Consider the following 19,966-nt stretch of genomic DNA (forward strand, 5'->3'; position numbering starts at 1 on the left):
CCGGGGCCGGCTTGGCGGCGGGGCGTCCGCCGCGCCGGGTCTCGATCAGGCCGACGGCCTTCTCGGGCAGCCAGGCGGAGGCGGTCCCGCTGTCGTCGGAGCCGGAGCCGAAGAGGTGGGGCGCGAGCTGGGCCTGGAGGTCGGCCGGGGTCGGGCGGGCGGACGCCTCCATCTGCATGCAGACCTCGATGAGCGGTCGCAGCTCCTCGGGCAGGCCGGTGAGGTCCGGGCCCTCGCGCAGCAGCATGAAGACGGTCTCGACCGGGTTGGCGCCGTGGAAGGGCGGGTGGCCGGTGGCCGCGAAGACCAGCATGGAGCCGAGCGAGAAGACGTCACTGGCGCCCGTGACGCTGCGGGAGTCCTTGGCCTGTTCGGGAGACATGTAGGCGGGGGTGCCGACGGCGACGTTCGTCATCGTCAGGCGGGTGTTCGAGACACCGGAGGCGATACCGAAGTCGATCACCCGGGGGCCGTCCTCGACCACGAGCACGTTGGACGGTTTCAGGTCACGGTGGACCAGGCCCGCGCCGTGGATGGACTGCAGCGCCTCGGCCACGCCCGCCGCGAGCCAGCGCACGGCCTGCGCCGGGAGCGGCCCGCACTCGTTCACTATCTCTTCCAGCGAGGGCGCGGGGACGTAGGCGGTGGCCAGCCAGGGCACGGCGGCACGCGGGTCGGCGTCGACCACGGCCGCGGTGTAGAAGCCGGAGACCGCGCGGGCCGCCTCCACCTCGCGGGTGAATCGGACCCGGAAGAGCTGGTCCTCGGCCAGTTCGGTGCGCACCGTCTTGATCGCCACGCGCCGGCCGGACGCCGAGCGCGCGAGATAGACCAGCCCCATGCCGCCGGCCCCCAGCCGGCCCAGCACCTCGAACGGCCCGATCCGCCGCGGATCGTGCTGTGTCAGCTGATCCACCACTTGCCTGCCACCTCCCCGTACGAGCCGCGCCGCCCACGTGTGTACGTGGCCGAAGTGCAGCGTCTCACCACCGCACCGCCCTGGCGGCACGCACCCCGATTCTTCCTGGCCGGGCGGCTGGTTGCGAACCCGCTGACAATCAGGGTGTCTCGTGCTCAATCACCCCAAAGGTGACATATCACCGGTGCAGCAGCGCGAACGACGCCCCCTGATTGTCGACGACGACGGCCACTCGTCCGTACGACGTCCCGAAGGGCGGCACCTGCACCCGACCGCCGATCCGCTGGACGGCCCCGAGGGCCTCCTCCAGGTCCGCGACCCGGAAGTGGGTGACGAAGTGCGGGGGCATCTCGGGCGGGAACAGCTCGGTGACGTCGGCGCGGCCGAAGTCGGGTTCGGCGCCGGCACCGAAGAGGGCGGCGTGGAAGAGGCCGCCGTAGAAGACGTTGGCCGCGGCGGTGTCCCGGGTGTACAGCTGGGCCCAGGCGAAGGAGCCCGGTTCGTGCCGCCGCCCGAAGCCGGGGTGGGTGCCGGGCTGCCACAGGCCGAACACCGCGCCCTCGGGGTCGGTGGCCAGGGCGGCGACGCCGAGGTCGCCGACCGGGAAGGGGGCCATGACCACCCGCCCGCCGGCCGCCGTGATCCGCCGGCCGAGGGCCTCGGCGTCGGAGGTGGCGAAGGAGACCGTCCAGACGGAGGGCATCCGGCCGTCGGTCTTGGGGGCGAGCGAGGCGACGCGGTCGCCGTCCAGCAGGGCCCACACGGAGGAGCCGTACGACTCCTCGAAGGTCCACCCGAAGAGCTCACCGTAGAACCGCTTGCCCGCCTCGACGTCGGGCAGCCGGGCGTCCACCCAGCAGGGGACGCCCTCCCCGTATGTCTCTTCGTTCGCGGATGCCCTGTTTTCGGCCATGCCGTCAAAGTAACCGGGTCGCGCGCACCCCGCAGACCAGGCACACCACCCCCGCTCCCCCCGTGCACCCCATTTGCAGTCGGCCGAATCGCGCTCCGATCACCCCTCGGTAAGCTGACGGCATGACAGGACAAGTGCGTACCGTCGACGGCCGCGTGGCCGGCCGGCGTGGGCAGGCGACCCGGCAGAAGCTGCTCGACTGCCTCAGCGAGATGCTCAGCTCCTCCCCCTACCGGGACGTCAAGGTCATCGATGTCGCCCGGAAGGCGGGCACTTCGCCCGCGACCTTCTACCAGTACTTCCCGGACGTCGAGGGCGCCGTCCTGGAGATCGCCGAGCAGATGGCAGCCGAGGGCGCGGGGTTGACCGAGCTCCTCGAGGGGCGCACCTGGACCGGCAAGTCGGGCTGGCAGACCGCCCAGGAACTCGTTGACGGGTTCCTGGAGTTCTGGCGCCGCAACGACGCCATCCTGCGGGTGGTCGACCTGGGTGCCGCCGAGGGGGACAAACGGTTCTACAAGATCCGGATGAAGATCCTCAACACGATCAACAACTCCCTCTCGGACTCCATCGCGGAGCTCCAGTCCAAGGGCCGCGTCGACAAGGACGTGAACCCGGCGGCGATCGCCGGTTCACTGGTCGCGATGCTCGCGGCGGTGGCGTCCCACCAGAAGGGCTTCTCCTCCTGGGGCGTGAAGCAGGCCGAACTCAAGCCCAACCTCGCGCTGTTGGTACACCTCGGAGTGACCGGCAAGAAGCCGTCCAAGTAGGCGCGTCCCCCGTTACCGAAGGTCCAAGTCCTGTCTGTCGGGCGGTGGTTCACACGGTGAGCCACCGCCCGCCGTCTATGCCGGCAGCGGCCGGTCCCGCACCACGTGCTTCATCACCAGCGTCGACGTCAGCCGCTGCACCCCCGGCAGGGTCGCGAGCCCCTCGTCGTACAGCCGCTGGAAGGCGGCCAGGTCGGCGGTGGCCACCCGGAGCAGGTAGTCCGGCTCGCCGAACAGCCGCTGCGCGTCGAGCACATGCTCCAGCTCGCTGACCGCACGCTCGAACTCGGCGACCGTGTCCCGGTCCTCCTGGCGCATGGACACGAAGACCAGCGCCTCGAAGTTCAGCCCGAGCGACGGCGGGTCCACCACCGCGCGGTAGCCCTGGATGGCGCCGGACCGCTCCAGCTCGCGCAGCCGCCGGTGGCAGGGCGAGACGCTGAGCCGCACCCGGGCGGCCAGCTCGGTCACGGTCAGCCGCCCGTCCTGCTGAAGCTCCGCAAGGATTTTCCGGTCCACGTCGTCCATGAAGAAGATACTTGCTCAGAAATCGCGATCATGAGCAAATTACGGGAACACTTTCGGGCCATTCGCGCCTAATGTCCCCACCATGGACTCAGGACTCCTCTTCTCCTTCCTCGCCGTGGACCTGCTGCTGGTGTGCGTACCGGGCGCGGACTGGGCGTACGTCATCGCGACCGCCCTGCGCGGCAGCCCGGTGGCGCTCGCGGTGACGGGTCTGGTCAGCGGATACGCCCTGCACACGGTCCTGGCGACGGCGGGTCTGGCGGTCCTGGTGGCGGGCTCGCCCGGCCTGCTGACGGCCCTGACGGTGGCGGGCGCGGGGTACCTGCTGTGGCTGGGCTGGGGGGTCCTGCGGCGCCCGGCGATCCCGAGCGCGGCCGGTCCGGGGGACCCGGGTGCGGCCGGTCCGGGCGACCTGGGCGGAGCCGGGCCGGCCGCCGCCGACGAGCGGCTGTTCCTGCGGGGGGCCACGATCAGCGGCCTCAACCCCAAGGGCCTGCTCCTCTACCTCTCCGTGCTCCCCCAGTTCCTCACCCTCCGGGGCGCCCACCTCCCGGTGCCCGCGCAGACGGCCACCCTGGGCCTGCTGCACATGGCGTGCTGCGCGGCCGTCTACCTGACCGTCGGCGTCCTCGCCCGTGCCCTGCTCGCGGCCCGCCCCGCGGCGGCCCGGGCGGTGACCCGCACCTCGGGTGCGGCGATGCTCGGGATCGGGGCGTTCCTGCTGGTGGAGCGGCTGGCCACGCTGTAGCCGCGCCGGACGGGCGGAAAGCGGCCCCGCCCGGGCCCCTCAGGGCGCCGCGGTGAGCCGGAAGAGCCGGATCTCCCGAGTCACCCGGGACTGGTACGTCGCGTACGGCGGCCAGAACGCCACCAGCTCCTGCCAGACGGCGGCGCGCTCCTGTCCGGTCAGCAGCTCGGCGGTGACGGGGACGTCCCGGCCCTTCCAGCTGATCGAGGCGTCCGGACGGGCGAGGAGGTTGTGGGTCCAGGCGGGATGGCCGGTCCGCCCGAAGTTGGAGCCGACGAGGATCCAGCCGCCGCCGTCCCCCTCCGGCATGCAGGCCAGCGGGGTCCGGCGCGCCAGCCCGCTCCTGGCTCCCGTCGAGGTGAGGATCACACCGGGCAGCATCCGCGTGCTGAGCAGCGCCCTTCCCCCGGTGAGCCGGTGCACGCCCCGGTCCAGCGCCGGGATCACCCGGGGGGCCACCCGCGCGAAGAGCCGGGTGGACGACACCTTCTGCACGAGGCGGACGCCGACGGGGACCGCCATCAGACCGCCGCCTCCCCGCCCGTGAAGAGCCCCGCCGCCTCGGCGGCCCGGTCGCGCAGCCGGTGCACCGGGCCGAACAGCAGCTCGTCACCGGCCGCCCGCTTGAAGTACAGGTGGGCGTCGTGCTCCCAGGTGAAGCCGATCCCGCCGTGCAGCTGGACGCCCTCGGCGGCGGCACATCGCAGCGCCTCCAGCGCCTGGGCGAGCGCGAGCCCGCCGGCCCGCTCCCCGCGGCCGGCCGCCCAGGCGGCGTAGTAGGCGGCCGACCGGGCGGTCTGCACCCCCACGTACACGTCCGCGAGCCGGTGCTTGACGGCCTGGAAGGACCCGATGGGCCGTCCGAACTGGACCCGCTGCCCGGCGTACTCCACGGTCCGCTCCAGCACCCGGCCGGCCGCGCCCACCGCCTCGGCGGCGAGCACGGCGGCCACCGCGTCCCCGGTCCCGGCCAGGGCGGCCGGCACGTCCGCCTCCTCCGTGCCCAGCAACTCGGCCGGCACGTCACGCAGTTGTACGCGCCCGCACGGCCGGGTGGCGTCCAGCGCGGTCTGCCGGACCCGCACCACCCCGGCCGCGTCCCCCGCCACCAGGAACAGCAGGGTCCGCGACCGGGCGAACCCCCCGGTGTGGGCGGCGACGAGCAGGACCCCCGCGCTGTGCCCGTCCAGCACCTGTCCGGCCTCCCCGTACAGCCGCCACTCGCCCCGCACCCGCCGCGCCTGCACCCCGCCGGCCCGCCCGCCCCCGGCGCTGTACCCGCTGTTCGGGCGGGTCAGGCCGAGGGCGGTGGCGAGCGCCGGCCCGGCGACGGCGAGCGTGGCGGTGAGGGAGCCGGTGGCGATGCGCGGCAGCAGTGCGGCGCGCTGGGCCCCGGTGCCGAGGGCGAGGACGAGCGGGGCGGCGAGGACGGCGGTGGCGAGCAGGGGCGACGGGGCGAGGAACCGGCCCGTCTCCTCGCAGGCGAGGGCCAGCTCGGTGACCGAGCAGCCGACCCCGCCGTACTCCTCCGGCAGCGCGAGCCCCGGCAGTCCGAGCCGGCCGGCCAGGTCGGACCACAGCAGGGGGTCATAGCCGGCCGGGCCGTCGACGGCGGCGCGGACCTCCTTCGGGCCGCAGCGTTCGCGCAGCAGCTCGCGCAGGGTCCGGCGGATCCCGTCCTGCTCGGCGGTGAGTCGCGTGTCCATGGCTGATCCCTCCGAGATCTGACGGACCGTCATGTTAGGCACCACGGGAAGGGATGCCCAGCCCCCCGGCACCTGCCGCCGCACCGCGGATCTGATGTACCGTCAGTTTTATGAAGCCAGGGAGCAGGAAAGTCGCCGTGGTCGGCGTGGCCCTCTCCGACTGCGGACGCGTGCCCGACGCGACGCCGTACACCCTGCACGCCCAGGCGGCCCGCCGCGCGCTGGCGGACGCCGGCCTGGACCGCGCCCGGGTGGACGGCCTGGCCTCCGCGGGCCTCGGCACACTGGCCCCCGTGGAGGTCGCCGAGTACCTGGGCCTGCGCCCCACCTGGGTGGACTCCACCTCGGTCGGCGGCTCGGCCTGGGAGGTCATGGCGGCCCACGCGGCGGACGCGATCGCCGCGGGCCACGCGAACGCCGTACTGCTGGTGTACGGCTCGACGGCACGCGCGGACGTCAAGGCGGGCCGCAGGACGGGGAACCTCTCCTTCGGCGCCCGCGGCCCGCTGCAGTTCGAGGTGCCCTACGGCCACACGCTGATCGCCAAGTACGCGATGGCGGCCCGCCGGCACATGATCGAGTACGGCACGACGGTGGAGCAGCTGGCGCAGGTGGCGGTCCAGGCGAGGGCGAACGCGGCCCTCAACCCGGAGGCGATGTACCGCGACCCGGTGACGGTCGACGACGTCCTGTCCGGACCGATGATCGCCGACCCCTTCACCAAGCTGCACTGCTGCCTGCGCTCGGACGGCGGCGCGGCGGTCCTGCTGGCGGCCGAGGAGTTCGTCCGGGACTGCCGCACGAGCCCGGTCTGGATCCTCGGCACCGGCGAGCACGTCTCGCACGCCGCCATGTCCGAGTGGCCGGACTTCACCCGCTCCCCGGCGGCGGTGAGCGGCCGGCTGGCCTTCGCACGGGCCGGGGTGACCCCGGCGGACATCGACTTCGCGCAGCTCTACGACGCCTTCACCTACATGACCCTGGTGACCTTGGAGGACCTGGGTTTCTGTGCCAAGGGCGAGGGCGGGGCCTTCGTGGAGAAGGGCCGGCTGCTGGTGCGGGGCGGGGAGCTGCCGGTGAACACCGACGGAGGCGGCCTGTCGGCCCAGCATCCGGGGATGCGCGGGCTGTTCCTGCTCGTGGAGGCGGTGCGGCAGCTGCGCGGGGAGGCCGGGCGACGGCAGATCCGGGCGCGGGACGGCGGGCTGCCCCGGCTGGGGGTGGCGTCGGGCACCGGAGGCTGGTTCTGCTCGTCGGGCACGGTGGTGTTGGGACGGGACTGAGACCCGGGCCGGCGGTGATACTCGCCCCATGGCACAGATGGATCTCCACGAACTGCTCCGGTCGCTGCGGGTCTGGGACGCGGCGGCGACACAGCTGCGGCCGTTCGACCCGGACACCGCTCCCCCCACCCCGCTGACCCTGTTCACGACCTGGTTCGCCGAGGCCGTGGCGGCGGGGCAGCCGGAGCCGCACACCATGTCGCTGGCGACCGTGGACGAGGAGGGCAGGCCGGACGTACGGATCGTGATGCTGCACGGCGCCGACGCCGACGGCTGGTCCTTCGCCACGCACTCCACGAGCCGCAAGGGCCGCGCGCTGAGCGCCCGGCCGCACGCGGCCCTCGCCTTCTACTGGCCGGCCCTGGGACGCCAGGTGCGGGTGCGCGGGCCGGTCACCTCGGCGCCGGCCGAGGAGAGCCAGGCCGACCTGCACGCGCGGTCCACGGGGGCGCTGGCCGCCGCGCTGACCGGGCGGCAGAGCGAGGAGCTGTCCTCGGTGGCGGAGCTGCGCGAGGCGTCGCAGGCGGCCTGGGAGCGGGCCCGGCAGCACCCGGACGAGCCGTCGCCGACCTGGACCCTGTACCGGCTGCGCCCGGAGACGGTGGAGTTCTTCCAGGGTGACCCGGAGCGGCGCCATGTGCGCCTGGAGTACCGAAGCACGGAGTTCGGCTGGAGCAGGGGTCTGCTGTGGCCCTGAGGGGGGCGCCTGGAGCAGGGGTCTGCTGTGGCCCTGAGGGGGGCGCCGCTCATCCGGCCGGTCCGGCCGGTTCGAAGACCGGCGTCCCGTCCCGGAACGCCACCCGCAGCGCCATCCCCGCCACCAGGTCCGCCGCCTCGCAGCCCACCACTTCCGTCATCATCCGGGGGCCTTCCGCCAGGTCGACCACCGCCGCCGTGTAGGGCGTGCGGCCGGTGAACGGGGGGAGGTCGTTGTGGTGGACCGTGGACCAGGTGTAGAGCGTGGCCCGGCCGGCGGCCTCCTCCCAGGTGACCTCCTCGCTCCAGCAGTGCGGGCAGAACTCGCGGGGGTAGTGGTGGGCCCGGCCGCAGGCCCCGCAGCGGCGGACGAGCAGCCGTCCCTGGGCGGCCGCCTCCCAGTAGGGGCGGGTGAGGGCGTCGGGTTCGGGGACGTCGTGGTGTGCCGTGGCCATCAGAACCACCCCAGCCACGCGTCCAGTGACCAGGTCTGCCAGGCCATGCCGAAGAAGCCGGTCAGGGAGATCAGGCCCATCATCGAGTTCTGGCCCTGCTCCGCCCAGTCGTGGATCATGAGGACGAGGTAGACCGCGTTGAGCAGGAGCCCGGCCACCAGCGCGACCGGGGTCAGGAAGCCGAGGACGAGACCGAGGCCCAGCGACAGTTCGGCGTAGGCCACGACGTACGCCATCAGCTTCGGGTGGGGTCTCACCACCTTCTCGAAGCCGGTCCGCACGGCCGTCCACCGGTGTTCCGCCGCCACGTCCGCCGCCCAGGCGATGCCGCTCCCGCGCTCGAACCATGCCTTCTTGTCCTTGTGCCGCCAGCTCTCCAGCCACCACAGGCCGAGGCCGATGCGCAGCACCGCCAGCCACTGAGCGCCGTCCAGCCATATCGCATCCATGGATCTGACGGTACGTCAGAAACTTCCGCCTGCCGAGGGGCACGGCAGGGGTTCCGGCGCGGTGGCGGGCGCCGGGACACCACGGCCCCTTCGCGGATCCACGGCGGGCGCACGCTTTGCGTACACACGTGATCAATCCGCAACCAATTCCGGTCTTGACCGAGACCCATCAACCGGGTGGGTGGTTACGCTCCCGCTCATGGCCGTCTCCCGTCTCTCTCCCGTCCACCTGTCGGCGACCCCCGCCGACCGCCCGGTCTACGTGATCGGCGCCGGGCCGGGCGGCCTCGCCGCCGCCCACGCACTGCGGGCGCGGGGCGTACGGGCCGTGGTCCTGGAGCGGTCCGACCGGGTGGCCGCCTCCTGGCGCGGCCACTACGACCGGCTGCGCCTGCACACCACCCGGCGGCTGTCCGCGCTGCCGGGCCTGCGCATCCCCCGGAAGTTCGGCCGCTGGGTGGCCCGGGACGACATGGTGCGGTACCTGGAGAAGTACGCCGAGCACCACGAGCTGGAGATCGTCACCGGGGTGGAGGTGCACCGCGTCGAGCGGACCGGCGACGGCACCGGGTGGCTGCTGCACGCCTCCGGCGGCCGGGAACTGACCGGCGCCGCGGTGGTCGTCGCCACCGGCTTCAACCACACCCCGGTCCTGCCCGACTGGCCGGGCCGCGAGGAGTACGGCGGCGAGCTGCTGCACGCCGGCGCGTACCGCCACGCCGGTCCGTACCGCGACCGCGACGTACTGGTCGTCGGGGCCGGCAACACGGGCGCGGAGATCGCGGTGGACCTGGTGGAGGGCGGGGCCGCGCGGGTGCGGCTGGCGGTGCGCACGGCGCCGCACATCCTGCGCCGGTCGACCCTCGGCTGGGCCACCCAGTACACGGGCGTACTGGTCCGGCGCCTGCCGGTGCGGCTCGTGGACCGCCTCGCCGGGCCGGTGGGGCGGCTCGGCACACCGGACCTGTCGGCGCACGGGCTGCCGCGCCCGGACACCGGCCTGTACAGCAGGGCACGGCAGGGCGCGATCCCCGTCCAGGACGCCGGCCTGATCGACGCCGTACGCGGGGGCAGCGTGGAGATCGTGGCCGCCGTGGAGGCGTTCGAGGGCGGCGAGGTCGTCCTCGCCGACGGCAGCCGGATCGCGCCCGACGCGGTGATCGCGGCGACCGGGTACGCCCGCGCGCTGGAGGGACTGGTCGGCCACCTCGGGGTGCTGGACGGGCGCGGCCGGCCGGTGGCGCACGGCGGCCGTACGTCCGCGCTCGCGCCCGGCCTGTACTTCACCGGGTTCACCGATCCGCTCAGCGGGATGCTGCGGGAGCTGGCGATCGACGCGGGGCGGATCGCACGGGCCGTGGCGAGGGGTTTCCGCACCCGGTAGCCGTGGGGATCACACCCCCGCGGGGCCACCGCTTTCCCACTCGGCGGTAACTTTGCCCGTCCGAGCTGTTCCTGACGATCCGTCAGTTCAGTAACCTGACATGGTGTCAGTTGCTGGTGGCTGTCTCACAGGAGGCGGGCGGAACGATGCTCGGATCGACCCACGGCACTCTCACCACCGACTCCCGCCGGGCCCGCGCCATCGCCTGCGGCGAGCAGCGGCCCGGCCCCGCTGTGCACGACCGGGTGGCGGACCTCGATGTCAGCGGGCGCCCGCTGCACGCGGACGTCCCCGACCTGGACCGGTTCTTCCGGCCCGGCTCCGTCGCCGTCGTCGGCGCCTGCGACACCGAGGGGCGGCCGGGCACCGGGATCACCCGGCAGCTGCTCGACTGGGCCGGGCGGGTCGGGGCACGGGTGCACCCGGTGCATCCGACCCGGCCGTCCGTCTTCGGTCTGCCCTGCGCCGCCTCCGTCGCCGCCCTGCCCGAACAGGTCGACCTGGCCGTGCTGCTGGTCGCCGACCCGCTGCCGGTGATCGAGGAACTCGGCGAGGCGAAGGTGAGGTTCGCGGTCGCCTTCGCCGCCGGGTTCGCCGAGACCGGTCCGGCCGGCGCCGAGGCGCAGGAGCGGCTGGCCGAGGCGGTACGGCGCTCGGGACTGCGGCTGCTCGGCCCGAACACCAACCTCAACGCCTTCGAGAGGTTCCGGGAGGACCTGGCCGGACCGGCCATCGCGCTGATCACCCAGTCGGGGCACCAGGGCCGGCCCGTCTTCGCCCTCCAGGAGCTGGGCATCCGGCTCTCGCACTGGGCGCCCACGGGCAACGAGGCCGACCTGGAGACCGCCGACTTCCTCTCCTGGTTCGCCGAACAGCCCGAGGTCGGCGCCATCGCCGCCTACGTGGAGGGACTCAAGGACGGCCGCGCCTTCCTCCTGGCCGCCGACCGCGCCGCCCGCCGTAAGGTGCCGGTGGTCGCCGTGAAGGTGGGCCGCACCGAGGCCGGCGCCCGCACGGCCGCCTCGCACACGGGCAAGCTCACCGGAGCCGACGACGTGGTGGACGCGGCCATGCGGCAGTACGGCGTGATCCGCGTCGACGCGCTGGACGAACTCCAGGACACCGCCGCCCTGCTGGCACGGGCGAGGCCGCCGCTGGCCGACGGTGTGGTCGTGTACTCCATCTCGGGCGGTACCGGCGCGCACGTCGCCGACCTGGCGACCGGGGCCGGGCTGCGGCTGCCGGGGCTGTCGGCGGACAAGCAGGCCGAACTGCACCAGTGGATACCGGAGTACCTGAGCGTCGCCAACCCGGTGGACAACGGCGGCCACCCGGTGGGTGACCGGCGCGGCCGGAAGATCATCGACGCGATCCTCGCCGACCCGGACGTCGGCGTGCTCCTCTGCCCGGTCACCGGCCCCTTCCCGCCGCTCAGCGACCGGCTCGTGCGGGACCTCGTCGAGGCAGCGGAGGAGACGGACAAGCTGGTGTGCGTGGTGTGGGGCTCGCCGGCCGGCACCGAGGCGGCGTACCGGGAGGTGCTGCTCGGCTCCTCCCGCGTGGCCACCTTCCGGACCGTCGGCAACTGCCTGACCGCCGTCCGCGCCTGGCTGGAACACCACCGCTTCGTCGGCGACTACCGCTCCCCCTTCGACGAGGCCCCGCGCACCCTCTCCCCCTCCTTCCGCAAGGCCGAGGCACTGATGCAGCCCGGCCGGCAGCTCAGCGAGCACGCGGCCAAGCAGCTGCTGCGGGCGTACGGCATCCGGGTGCCGCGCGAGCAGCTGGTGACCAGCGCGGCGGCGGCCGTACGGGCGGCCGGGCAGGTGGGCTATCCGGTGGTGATGAAGGCGTCCGGCGCGCAGATCGCCCACAAGACCGAACTGGGCCTGGTCAAGATCGGCCTGACCTCGGCGAGCCAGGTCCGCGACGCCTACCGGGAACTGACCGACATCGCCCGCTACGAGGGCGTCGGGCTGGACGGCGTCCTGGTGTGCCAGATGGTGGAACAGGGCGTGGAGATGGTGGTCGGCGTGGGCCACGACGACCTCTTCGGGCCGACGGTGACGGTCGGGCTCGGCGGGGTGCTGGTGGAGGTGCTGCGCGACGTGGCCGTCCGCGTCCCGCCGTTCGGTGAGGACCAGGCCCGCGCGATGCTCGGCGAGCTGCGCGGCCGGGCCCTGCTGGACGGGGTCCGGGGCCGCCCGCCGGCCGACGTGGACGCGCTGGTGGAGGTGGTCCTGCGGGTCCAGCGCATGTCGCTGGAGCTGGGCGGCCGGATCGCCGAGCTGGACATCAACCCGCTGATGGTCCTGCCCCGGGGACAGGGCGCGGTCGCGCTCGACGCGCTGGTGGTGTGCCGATGACGGACGTCCGCCACGAACTGCGCGACCACGTCTCGTACCTCACCCTGGACCGCCCCGGGACCCTGAACGCCCTGACGCCGGGGATGCGCGACCACCTCGTCGACCTGCTCGGGCAGGCGTCCGCGGACCCGGGGATCAGGGCGGTGGTCCTCACCGGCACCGGCCGCGGCTTCTGCGCGGGCGCCGATCTCAGCGGGGCCTCCGCGGCCGGCGAACGGATCGCGGGGGACGTCTCCCGGGTGCTGCGGCTGGGCGCCCAGCGCCTGATCGCGGCCGTGCTGGACTGCGAGAAGCCGGTGCTGGCCGCCGTGAACGGTACGGCCGCCGGGCTCGGCGCGCACCTGGCGCTCGCCTGCGACCTGGTCCTGGCCGCCCGGTCGGCCCGCTTCATCGAGGTGTTCGTCCGCCGCGGGCTGGTCCCGGACGCCGCCGGCGCCTACCTCCTGCCCCGGCTGACCGGTCCGCGGCGGGCGAAGGAGCTGATGTTCTTCGGTGACGCGGTGCCGGCGGCGGAGGCGGAGCGGCTGGGTCTGGTCAACCGGGTCGTGCCGGACGCCGAGCTGGAGCAGACCTCGCGGGAGTGGGCGGCCCGGCTGGCCGCCGGGCCGACGCGGGCCCTCGCCCTGACCAAGCACCTGGTGAACACCTCGCTCGACACCGACCGCGCGTCCGCCTTCGCCGCGGAGTCCTGGGCCCAGGAGATCAACATGACCACCGAGGACGCCCGGGAGGGCCTGCGGGCGTTCACGGAGCGCCGGGAGCCGCGGTTCCGGGGACGGTGACGCCTGACGCCTGACGCCCGCGCGGCGCGTGGCGCGTGGCGCGTGCGCGTGACGCATGGCGTGTGACGCGTGGCGTGTGACGCGTGGCGTGTGGCGCATGGCGCATGGCCGTGCGCGGCGCGCGTGACGCTTGGCGCATGAGGCGTGACGCATGACGCGTCGGCCGTGCGCGACCCGGTCGCGTGCCCGGGCTTGTTACCTGACGAACCGTCAGCTTCAATGGAACGATGATGGGACATGCGGGAGCGGCGGCCTTCGCCGTCCGGTATCTGGGGACACGGCCCGTCGAGGCCCTGCCACGGCCCGAGTTGCGGTGCGTGCGCGAGGGCGAGCGGGCACCGGTGGCGCAGGCGGAGTTCCGCCGGGTGCTCGGGAGCTTCGCCAGCGGCGTCACCGTGATCACCGCGCCCGGGGCCGAAGGGGAGCCGGGACCGGCCGGGTTTGCCTGCCAGTCCTTCTCCTCCCTCTCGCTCGAACCGCCCCTGGTGTGCTTCATGGTGGGCCGGACGTCCACGACCTGGCCGCGCATCGCCCATGCCGGGGTCTTCTGCGTCAACGTGCTCAGCGCCGGCCAGGACGGACTGTGCCGGGCCTTCGCGGTGAGCGGAGCGGACAAGTTCGCGGGGGTGGCGTACGACCCGGCGCCCGTCTCCGGGTCACCGCGGCTGGCCGGTGCCGCCGCCTGGATCGACTGCACCGTCCACGCCGTGCACACCGGGGGCGACCATCTCGTCGTCGTGGGGCGGGTGGACGCCCTCGGCGCGGACGGGCCGCGGGAACCGCTGCTCTTCCACCAGGGGCGGTTCGCCCGGCTCGCCGGCGAGTGAGTCCGCCGGCGGCCGGGGCCTCGCCGAGGCCCCGGCCGCCGAGGGGGCACACGTGCCGGTGAGCTGCCGCGGGGTCACGGTACGGCGGGTGCCAGGGCGGCCGGGACGGGACGGCGGACGACCAGGGACATCAGGGCCGCCGCCGCGCACAGCGTGCCGGCGGCGTACCAGACGACGTCGTAGGAGCCGAAGACGTCCCGGGCGACCCCGCCGAGGTAGGCCACCAGGGCCGCGCCGACCTGGTGCGAGGCCAGCACCCAGCCGAAGACGATGGCGCTGTCCTCGCCGAACTGCTCACGGCACAGGGCCATGGTGGGCGGCACGGTGGCCACCCAGTCGAGGCCGTAGAAGACGATGAAGAAGAGCATCGGCGGGTGGACGGCCGGCCCCAGCAGCATCGGCAGGAAGAGCAGGGACAGGCCGCGCAGCGCGTAGTAGACGGCGAGCAGGCGGCGCGGCTCGAAGCGGTCGGTGAACCAGCCGGAGGCGACCGTGCCGACGACGTCGAACACGCCGATCACCGCGAGCAGCGAGGCCGCCGTCGTCACCGGCATGCCGTGGTCGTGCTCGGCGGGCACGAAGTGGGTCTGCACCAGCCCGTTGGTGGAGGCACCACAGATCGCGAAGGCGCCGGCGAGCAGCCAGAAGGTGCCCGTGCGGACGGACGTGGACAGCACGGTCAGCGTGCGGCGGGCGGCCCCGGTGACCGGCGGCGGCTTGGGGGTGAACTCGCGTGCCCCGTACGCCGCCACGCCCACGTCGGCCGGGTGGTCACGGAGCAGGAGCCAGACGAAGGGCACCACGGCCAGCGCGGTCAGCGACACCGTGACCGCGGCGGGACGCCAGTCGTGCCGTTCGACGATCCAGGACAGCAGCGGCAGGAAGATCAGCTGGCCGGAGGCGGAGGCCGCGGTGAGGATGCCGGTGACCAGACCGCGCCGCTCGGTGAACCAGCGGTTGGTGACCGTCGCGGCGAACGCCAGCGCCATGGAACCGGTGCCGAGGCCCACCAGCAGCCCCCAGCACAGCAGCAGCTGCCAGGCCGCCGTCATCCACACGGTCAGGCCGGACCCGATCGCGATCACGGTGAGCGCGGCGGCCACCACCCGGCGTATGCCGAAACGGTCCATCAGCGCGGCGGCGAACGGCGCGGTGAGGCCGTAGAGGGCGAGGTTGATGGAGACGGCCGCGCCGATCGTGCCGCGCGACCAGCCGAACTCCTGGTGCAGCGGGTCGATGAACAGGCCGGGCAGGGAGCGGAAGGCCGCCGCGCCGGTGATCGTGACGAACGTGACGGCGGCGACGAACCAGGCGCGATGCACACGGTGGCGCGGTCCGGGCGGGGCCTCGACGGGGGCTGCGGCTGCGGTTCTCTGAGTCACGCGTCCCAGCCTCCGCTCCGCATGCCCGTGCATCGAGTGGCCCGGGAGTCATCCTTCGCTACGATCGGGCCATGACCTCTGATGGGGAATTCCGGCCGCACCGGGTCGCCGTCCTCGCCCTGGACGGCCTGCTGCCCTTCGAACTGGGCATACCGCACCGCATCTTCGGCCGGCCGCGGGACGCGTCGGGACGGCACCTGTACGAGGTCGTGACCTGCTCGGCGAGGCCGCCCGGCAGGGTCGAGACGGACGCCGACTTCGCCGTGCACACCACACACGGGCCCGAGGTGCTGGCCACGGCGGACACGGTGATCGTCCCCGCGTCGTTCGAATCCGGCCCGCTGTACGACGAGGGCCGGCTCACCGACGAACTGGCCGCCGCCCTCGCCCTGGTACGCCCCGGCACCCGGCTGGCCTCCATCTGCACCGGTGTCTACGTCCTCGCCGCCGCCGGCCGGCTGGACGGCCGCCGGGCGACGACGCACTGGGCCGACGCCGAACGCTTCCAGCGGATGTTCCCCCGGGTCAGGGTGGACGCGGACGTGCTGTTCATCGACGACGGCGACGTCCTGACCTCGGCCGGCGTGGCCGCCGGCATCGACCTGTGCCTGCACATGGTGCGCCGCGACTTCGGCACCGCCGCCGCCAACGACGTCGCCCGCCGCACCGTCGTACCGCCGCACCGCGACGGCGGCCAGGCCCAGTACATCCACCGCCCGGTGCCCGACCCCCAGCTGGCCACGACGACCACCGCCCGCGCCTGGGCGCTGGGCCGGCTGCACGAACCCGTCCAGCTGCGGGACATGGCGGCGCAGGAGTCCATGTCGGTACGCACCTTCACCCGCCGCTTCCGCGAGGAGACCGGCATCAGCCCCGGCCAGTGGCTGACCCAGCAGCGCATCGAACGCGCCCGGCAGCTGCTGGAGTCCACCGGGCTGTCGATGGACCAGGTGGCCCGGGACGCGGGCTTCGGCACGGCCCAGTCGATGCGCCGGCACCTACAGACGGCGCTCGGGGTCACCCCCACCGCGTACCGCCGCACCTTCCGGGCCGGCGGCGGCGAGCGGTCCGGTGCCGGCGGCGCCGCGCGCTGACCGGCCGGCGCGTATCTCGCCCCACCAGCCGACCGACGTCAGCAGCAGGGTGAGGGCCACGCCCGCGAGGATCGCCGTCGAGGGCGCGGCGTGCGGCAGCAGGACACCGGCGAGGGAGCCCGTCGTCGCGTAACCGGCGCCGACGGCCGCGTACATGACCGAGTAGCCGGCGGCCAGGGCGTGCGGCGGGAGCACCTCGCGCAGGGACAGGTTGCGGGTGAGCATCGCGCCCGACTGGAGCAGTCCGGCCATGGCCAGCGCCGCCGCCATGCCCGGCGCGGCGGGTATCAGGGCGACCAGGGCCACCGCGGCCGACGTCCCCGCCATCAGGACCACGCTGCGGGTGCGCAGCCGGCCCGGCCAGCTCCGCAGGCCGTACACGAAGGCGCCGACGGCGGAGGCCACCGACATCGCCGTGAGCAGCGGGCCGGCCCAGCCCACGCCGATGCCGCGCTGTTCGAGCAGGGCCGGCAGGACGAGTTCGGCGAGGGCCAGCAGGGACAGGCTGGCGGCGCCCGTGACGTACACCGGCCAGGCGCGGGCCAGCACGCGCAGCTTCGACGCGCCCTGCCCGCCGTCACCGTCCCGGCCGCCCCGCCCGCCCTTCGCGTCCTGTCCGTCCGCCGCCCAGCCGGCCGGCAGGAGCCACAGGCCCGCGGCGGACGACGCCATCAGGGCGGCTTCGAGCAGCAGCGGCAGGCACGGGTCGACGCCGAGGGCGAGACCCGTGACGGCCGCCGGGGAGACGGCCCAGACGGCGAAGGTGAGCATGGACTCGGCGGACAGCGCCTGCGCCGCCGCGTGCCCCGGGACCAGGGAGGTGAGCAGCGCGCGCAGCCCGCCGGGCGCCGCGGCGGGGCCGGCTCCGGCGAGGAAGGCGAACGCGGCGAGCACGGGGGCGGGGGCGCCGGGGAACGCGCCGAGGCCGGTGAAGCCGACGGCTCCCGCGACGAGTCCGGCGGCCAGCTGCGGACGGGCCCGCGCGGGGTCGAGGCGCATGCCGAGCACGGGGGCGCCCGCGATCTCGCCGACGACGTAGGCGGCGGCGAGGGCCGCGCCCAGGGTGTAGCCGCCGGGGCGCTCCCGGACCAGGAAGACCAGGGCCAACGGGGCCATGGCCACCGGCATTCGGGCGCCGACGGCCACCAGGGCCCAGGTCAGGACCCGCCGGGAAACGACGTCGCGGTAGCTCATGCCTCGACGGTAGGGGCCGCCACCGACAATCGCCGACCCCTTTTCCCCGCCCTGTGGACAACCTGGCCGTGCGGCGCCGACGGCCGGCGGAGTGCCGGGCCACGGTCTCCAGCACGCGCAGCGCGTCCTGGGGCGGAGTGGTACGCGGCGGTCGGCTCGATCCTCACGGAACAGGGTGGTGGAGGAGGACGCCACGCCCCTGTCCTTCATCTGCACGCTGTTCTGCGCGACCAGCATGGTGATCTGCATGAGGCAGCCCACGCCGCGGCGGCTCAGAAGGTGAGCACCGCCCGCGCCACCCGGCCCGCCTCCGCGTCCGTCCGGGCCTTCTCGAAGTCCTCGACCGGATAGACGGCCGACACCAGTTCGTCGAGCATCAGGCGCCCCCGCCGGTACAGCCCGGCGTACAGGGCGACGTCCCGCTGGGGGCGTGCGGAGCCGTAGCGGCAGCCGAGGATCGCCTTGTCCAGGAAGAGGGAGGAGACGAGGAAGGACGCCTCGGCCGTGGCCGGGGGCACCCCGAGCAGGACGGCCTGGCCGTGCCGGTCGAGCAGGTCGATCGCCCGGCGGATCAGGTCCACCCGCCCGACGCACTCGAAGACGTGGTCGGCGCCGGTCGGCAGGATGCCCCGGACGCCCTCGGCCGACGTCAGGAAGTCGGTCGCGCCGAACTGCCGGGCCAGCGCCTCCTTGGCCGGATCGGCGTCCACGGCGACGACGGCGAGGGCGCCGGCGAGCCGCGCGCCCTGGAGGACGTTCAGCCCGATGCCGCCCGCACCGATGACGACCACGCTGTCCCCGCGGTCCACCCGTGCCCGGTTGAGCACCGCCCCGACACCGGTCAGCACCCCGCACCCGATCAGCGCCGCGGACGTCAGCGGGATGTCCTCGGGGATCCGCACCGCCTGCACGGCCTTGACGACCGTACGTTCGGCGAAGGCCGAGTTGGCCGCGAACTGGTACACCGGCTCCGCCCCCCGCGTGAACGGCCTGCCCGGCCGTCCGATCGCCTGCCGGCACATGGTCGGCCGCCCCCGGTCGCACTCCGCGCACGTCCCGCAGTTGGCGAGCGTGGACAGGGCGACGTGGTCACCGGGGGCGACATGGGTGACGCCCGCGCCGACCGCCGCCACGACCCCGGCACCCTCGTGCCCGAGCACCACCGGGACCGGGAACGGGATGGTGCCGTCCACCACCGAGAGATCGCTGTGGCACAGCCCGGCCGCCGCGACCGCGACCAGTACCTCGCCCGGCCCCGGGTCCCGCACCGCCAGGTCGTCGACGACCCGGACCCGTCTGCCGTCGAACACCACACCCCGCATCACACGGCCCCCTTCGGTTCTCCCGGCAGACCGAGCACCCGCTCGGCGATGATCGTGCGCTGGATCTGGTCCGAGCCGCCGTAGACGGTGTCGGCCCGGCTGAACAGGAACAGGTGCTGGTCGGCGTCCGTCGCGTACGGCGAGGCCACCGACCAGTCCACGGGACCGACGGCCGCCTCCGCGCCCCTGACCTGCACGGCCAGTTCGCCCAGGCGCTGGTGCCAGTTCGCCCACAGCAGCTTGGCCACGCTGGGCGCCCCCGGGTCGGTGGTGCCGCCGAGGGTGCGCAGGGCGTTCCAGCGCATGGCGCGCAGTTCCGCCCACTGCCGCACGAGCCGGGCGCGCAGGACCGGGTCACGCACCGCTCCCGACGCGACGGCCGTCTCGACGACCTGGGCCAGCTCGGCGGCGAACCCGATCTGCTGGGCCAGGGTCGACACCCCGCGCTCGACGCCCAGCAGGCTCATCGCCACCCGCCAGCCCTGCCCCTCGCCCCCGACGACGTGCTCCACGCGCGCGCGTGCCCCGTCGAAGAAGACCTCGTTGAAGTCGCTCGTGCCGGTCAGCTGCCGGATGGGCCGCACCTCGATCCGGCCGGGCTGGTCCATGGGCACGAGCAGGAAGCTCAGCCCGCGGTGCCGGCGCTCCTGCGCGTCGGTGCGGGCCAGCACGAAGCACCAGTCGGCCTCGTGGGCGAGCGAGGTCCAGATCTTCTGCCCGGTGATCCGGTAGTGCGCCCCCTCGCGTACCGCCGCCGTCCGCACCGCGGCCAGGTCCGAGCCGGCGCCCGGTTCGCTGTAGCCCTGGCACCACAGCTCCTCGCCGGCGGCGACGGGCGGCAGGAAGCGCCGCTTCTGTGCCGGGTCGCCGTGGGCGACGAGGGTGGGGGCGAGGAGGTTCTCCCCGATGTGCCCGGAGCGCGGCGGTGCGCCCGAGCGGGCGTACTCCTCGGCCCAGACGACCTGCTGGGTCAGGGTGGCGGTGCGGTTGCCGTGCCCGGCTTCCGACCAGCCGAGCCCGATCCAGCCCGCTGCGCCGAGGGCGCGTTCCCACGCGCGCCGGTCCAGCCGGGGACCGGCGTGGGCGGCCAGCCAGGACCGGGCCTCGGCACGGAACTTCTCGTCCTCTTCGCTGAACCCGTAATCCAT

20 protein-coding genes are annotated in these 19,966 nt (G+C 74.2%); 9 read left to right on the forward strand and 11 right to left on the reverse strand.

Annotation, left to right across the window (positions count from 1 at the left end; genetic code table 11):
• Nucleotides 1–919, reverse strand: a 919-nt coding sequence (locus tag GT045_RS31715; RefSeq protein ID WP_161336292.1) for a serine/threonine-protein kinase, incomplete at its 3' end; no start/stop codon positions are given.
• Nucleotides 920–1,097: 178 nt separating this feature from the next.
• Entirely contained in the window at nucleotides 1,098–1,832 is a 735-nt protein-coding gene (locus GT045_RS31720; RefSeq protein ID WP_202529200.1) for a VOC family protein, read from the reverse strand.
• A gap of 134 nt (nucleotides 1,833–1,966) precedes the next feature.
• Between GT045_RS31720 and GT045_RS31725 the strand changes: the two genes are divergently transcribed.
• Nucleotides 1,967–2,602 carry a TetR/AcrR family transcriptional regulator gene (locus tag GT045_RS31725; protein WP_161292718.1) on the forward strand — a complete coding sequence of 212 codons (636 nt, stop codon included), beginning with the start codon at nucleotides 1,967–1,969 and terminating at the stop codon, nucleotides 2,600–2,602.
• 75 nt (nucleotides 2,603–2,677) lie between these two features.
• Here the strand turns inward: GT045_RS31725 and GT045_RS31730 are convergent, their stop codons facing one another.
• Nucleotides 2,678–3,130, reverse strand: a complete 453-nt coding sequence (locus GT045_RS31730; protein ID WP_161292709.1) for an Lrp/AsnC family transcriptional regulator — start codon at nucleotides 3,128–3,130, stop codon at nucleotides 2,678–2,680.
• A gap of 82 nt (nucleotides 3,131–3,212) precedes the next feature.
• Between GT045_RS31730 and GT045_RS31735 the strand changes: the two genes are divergently transcribed.
• Nucleotides 3,213–3,878, forward strand: coding sequence for a LysE family translocator (locus GT045_RS31735; RefSeq protein ID WP_161336293.1), 666 nt, complete (start codon nucleotides 3,213–3,215; stop codon nucleotides 3,876–3,878).
• Between the two features lie 39 nt (nucleotides 3,879–3,917).
• On the opposite strand, the gene GT045_RS31740 is transcribed toward GT045_RS31735, so the two are convergent.
• Both GT045_RS31740 and GT045_RS31745 read right to left on the reverse strand, forming a co-directional pair.
• Nucleotides 3,918–4,400 (reverse strand): nitroreductase family deazaflavin-dependent oxidoreductase, encoded by a 483-nt coding sequence (locus GT045_RS31740; RefSeq protein WP_161292713.1) that lies wholly within the window; start codon nucleotides 4,398–4,400, stop codon nucleotides 3,918–3,920.
• Complete coding sequence (locus GT045_RS31745; RefSeq protein WP_161336294.1) at nucleotides 4,400–5,584, reverse strand: acyl-CoA dehydrogenase family protein; 1,185 nt, start codon at nucleotides 5,582–5,584, stop codon at nucleotides 4,400–4,402. The genes GT045_RS31740 and GT045_RS31745 overlap by 1 nt, the downstream gene beginning before the upstream one ends.
• A 110-nt stretch (nucleotides 5,585–5,694) precedes the next feature.
• On the opposite strand from GT045_RS31745, the gene GT045_RS31750 reads away from it, so the two are divergent.
• Together GT045_RS31750 and GT045_RS31755 are read left to right on the forward strand one after the other, a co-directional pair.
• On the forward strand, nucleotides 5,695–6,867 hold the full coding sequence (locus GT045_RS31750; RefSeq protein WP_161294157.1) for an acetyl-CoA acetyltransferase: 1,173 nt from the start codon (nucleotides 5,695–5,697) through the stop codon (nucleotides 6,865–6,867).
• Nucleotides 6,868–6,895: 28 nt separating this feature from the next.
• Entirely contained in the window at nucleotides 6,896–7,564 is a 669-nt protein-coding gene (locus GT045_RS31755; protein WP_161294159.1) for a pyridoxal 5'-phosphate synthase, read from the forward strand.
• A gap of 49 nt (nucleotides 7,565–7,613) precedes the next feature.
• On the opposite strand, the gene GT045_RS31760 is transcribed toward GT045_RS31755, so the two are convergent.
• Nucleotides 7,614–8,018 carry a Zn-ribbon domain-containing OB-fold protein gene (locus GT045_RS31760; RefSeq protein WP_161294161.1) on the reverse strand — a complete coding sequence of 135 codons (405 nt, stop codon included), beginning with the start codon at nucleotides 8,016–8,018 and terminating at the stop codon, nucleotides 7,614–7,616.
• Nucleotides 8,018–8,467 (reverse strand): DoxX family membrane protein, encoded by a 450-nt coding sequence (locus GT045_RS31765; protein ID WP_161294163.1) that lies wholly within the window; start codon nucleotides 8,465–8,467, stop codon nucleotides 8,018–8,020. The genes GT045_RS31760 and GT045_RS31765 overlap by 1 nt, the downstream gene beginning before the upstream one ends.
• Nucleotides 8,468–8,666: 199 nt before the next feature.
• Between GT045_RS31765 and GT045_RS31770 the strand changes: the two genes are divergently transcribed.
• The 4 genes from GT045_RS31770 (at nucleotide 8,667) to GT045_RS31785 (ending at nucleotide 13,826) form a co-directional block, all read left to right on the forward strand.
• Entirely contained in the window at nucleotides 8,667–9,851 is a 1,185-nt protein-coding gene (locus tag GT045_RS31770; protein WP_161336295.1) for an NAD(P)/FAD-dependent oxidoreductase, read from the forward strand.
• 146 nt (nucleotides 9,852–9,997) lie between these two features.
• Nucleotides 9,998–12,217, forward strand: a complete 2,220-nt coding sequence (locus GT045_RS31775) for an acetate--CoA ligase family protein (RefSeq protein ID WP_161336296.1) — start codon at nucleotides 9,998–10,000, stop codon at nucleotides 12,215–12,217.
• Nucleotides 12,214–12,999, forward strand: a complete 786-nt coding sequence (locus GT045_RS31780) for an enoyl-CoA hydratase-related protein (RefSeq protein WP_202516002.1) — start codon at nucleotides 12,214–12,216, stop codon at nucleotides 12,997–12,999. The genes GT045_RS31775 and GT045_RS31780 overlap by 4 nt, the downstream gene beginning before the upstream one ends.
• Nucleotides 13,000–13,229: 230 nt before the next feature.
• A complete protein-coding gene (locus GT045_RS31785) occupies nucleotides 13,230–13,826 on the forward strand; it encodes a flavin reductase family protein (protein WP_161336300.1) in 597 nt (198 codons plus the stop codon).
• Between the two features lie 74 nt (nucleotides 13,827–13,900).
• Here the strand turns inward: GT045_RS31785 and GT045_RS31790 are convergent, their stop codons facing one another.
• Nucleotides 13,901–15,208, reverse strand: coding sequence for an MFS transporter (locus tag GT045_RS31790; RefSeq protein ID WP_345942813.1), 1,308 nt, complete (start codon nucleotides 15,206–15,208; stop codon nucleotides 13,901–13,903).
• A gap of 71 nt (nucleotides 15,209–15,279) precedes the next feature.
• Between GT045_RS31790 and GT045_RS31795 the strand changes: the two genes are divergently transcribed.
• Nucleotides 15,280–16,302 carry a helix-turn-helix domain-containing protein gene (locus GT045_RS31795; RefSeq protein ID WP_161294171.1) on the forward strand — a complete coding sequence of 341 codons (1,023 nt, stop codon included), beginning with the start codon at nucleotides 15,280–15,282 and terminating at the stop codon, nucleotides 16,300–16,302.
• Here GT045_RS31795 and GT045_RS31800 read toward each other — a convergent pair.
• The 3 genes from GT045_RS31800 to GT045_RS31810 all read right to left on the reverse strand — a co-directional run bounded on the left by GT045_RS31800 (nucleotide 16,207) and on the right by GT045_RS31810 (nucleotide 19,966).
• Nucleotides 16,207–17,496, reverse strand: coding sequence for an MFS transporter (locus tag GT045_RS31800; RefSeq protein WP_161294173.1), 1,290 nt, complete (start codon nucleotides 17,494–17,496; stop codon nucleotides 16,207–16,209). The genes GT045_RS31795 and GT045_RS31800 overlap by 96 nt on opposite strands.
• Before the next feature lie 272 nt (nucleotides 17,497–17,768).
• Nucleotides 17,769–18,818 (reverse strand): alcohol dehydrogenase catalytic domain-containing protein, encoded by a 1,050-nt coding sequence (locus GT045_RS31805; protein WP_161293620.1) that lies wholly within the window; start codon nucleotides 18,816–18,818, stop codon nucleotides 17,769–17,771.
• A complete protein-coding gene (locus GT045_RS31810) occupies nucleotides 18,818–19,966 on the reverse strand; it encodes an acyl-CoA dehydrogenase family protein (protein WP_161336297.1) in 1,149 nt (382 codons plus the stop codon). Before GT045_RS31810 ends, GT045_RS31805 begins: the two co-directional genes overlap by 1 nt.

Source organism: Streptomyces sp. SID486, from assembly GCF_009865385.1.
Classification (GTDB): Bacteria; Actinomycetota; Actinomycetes; order Streptomycetales; family Streptomycetaceae; genus Streptomyces.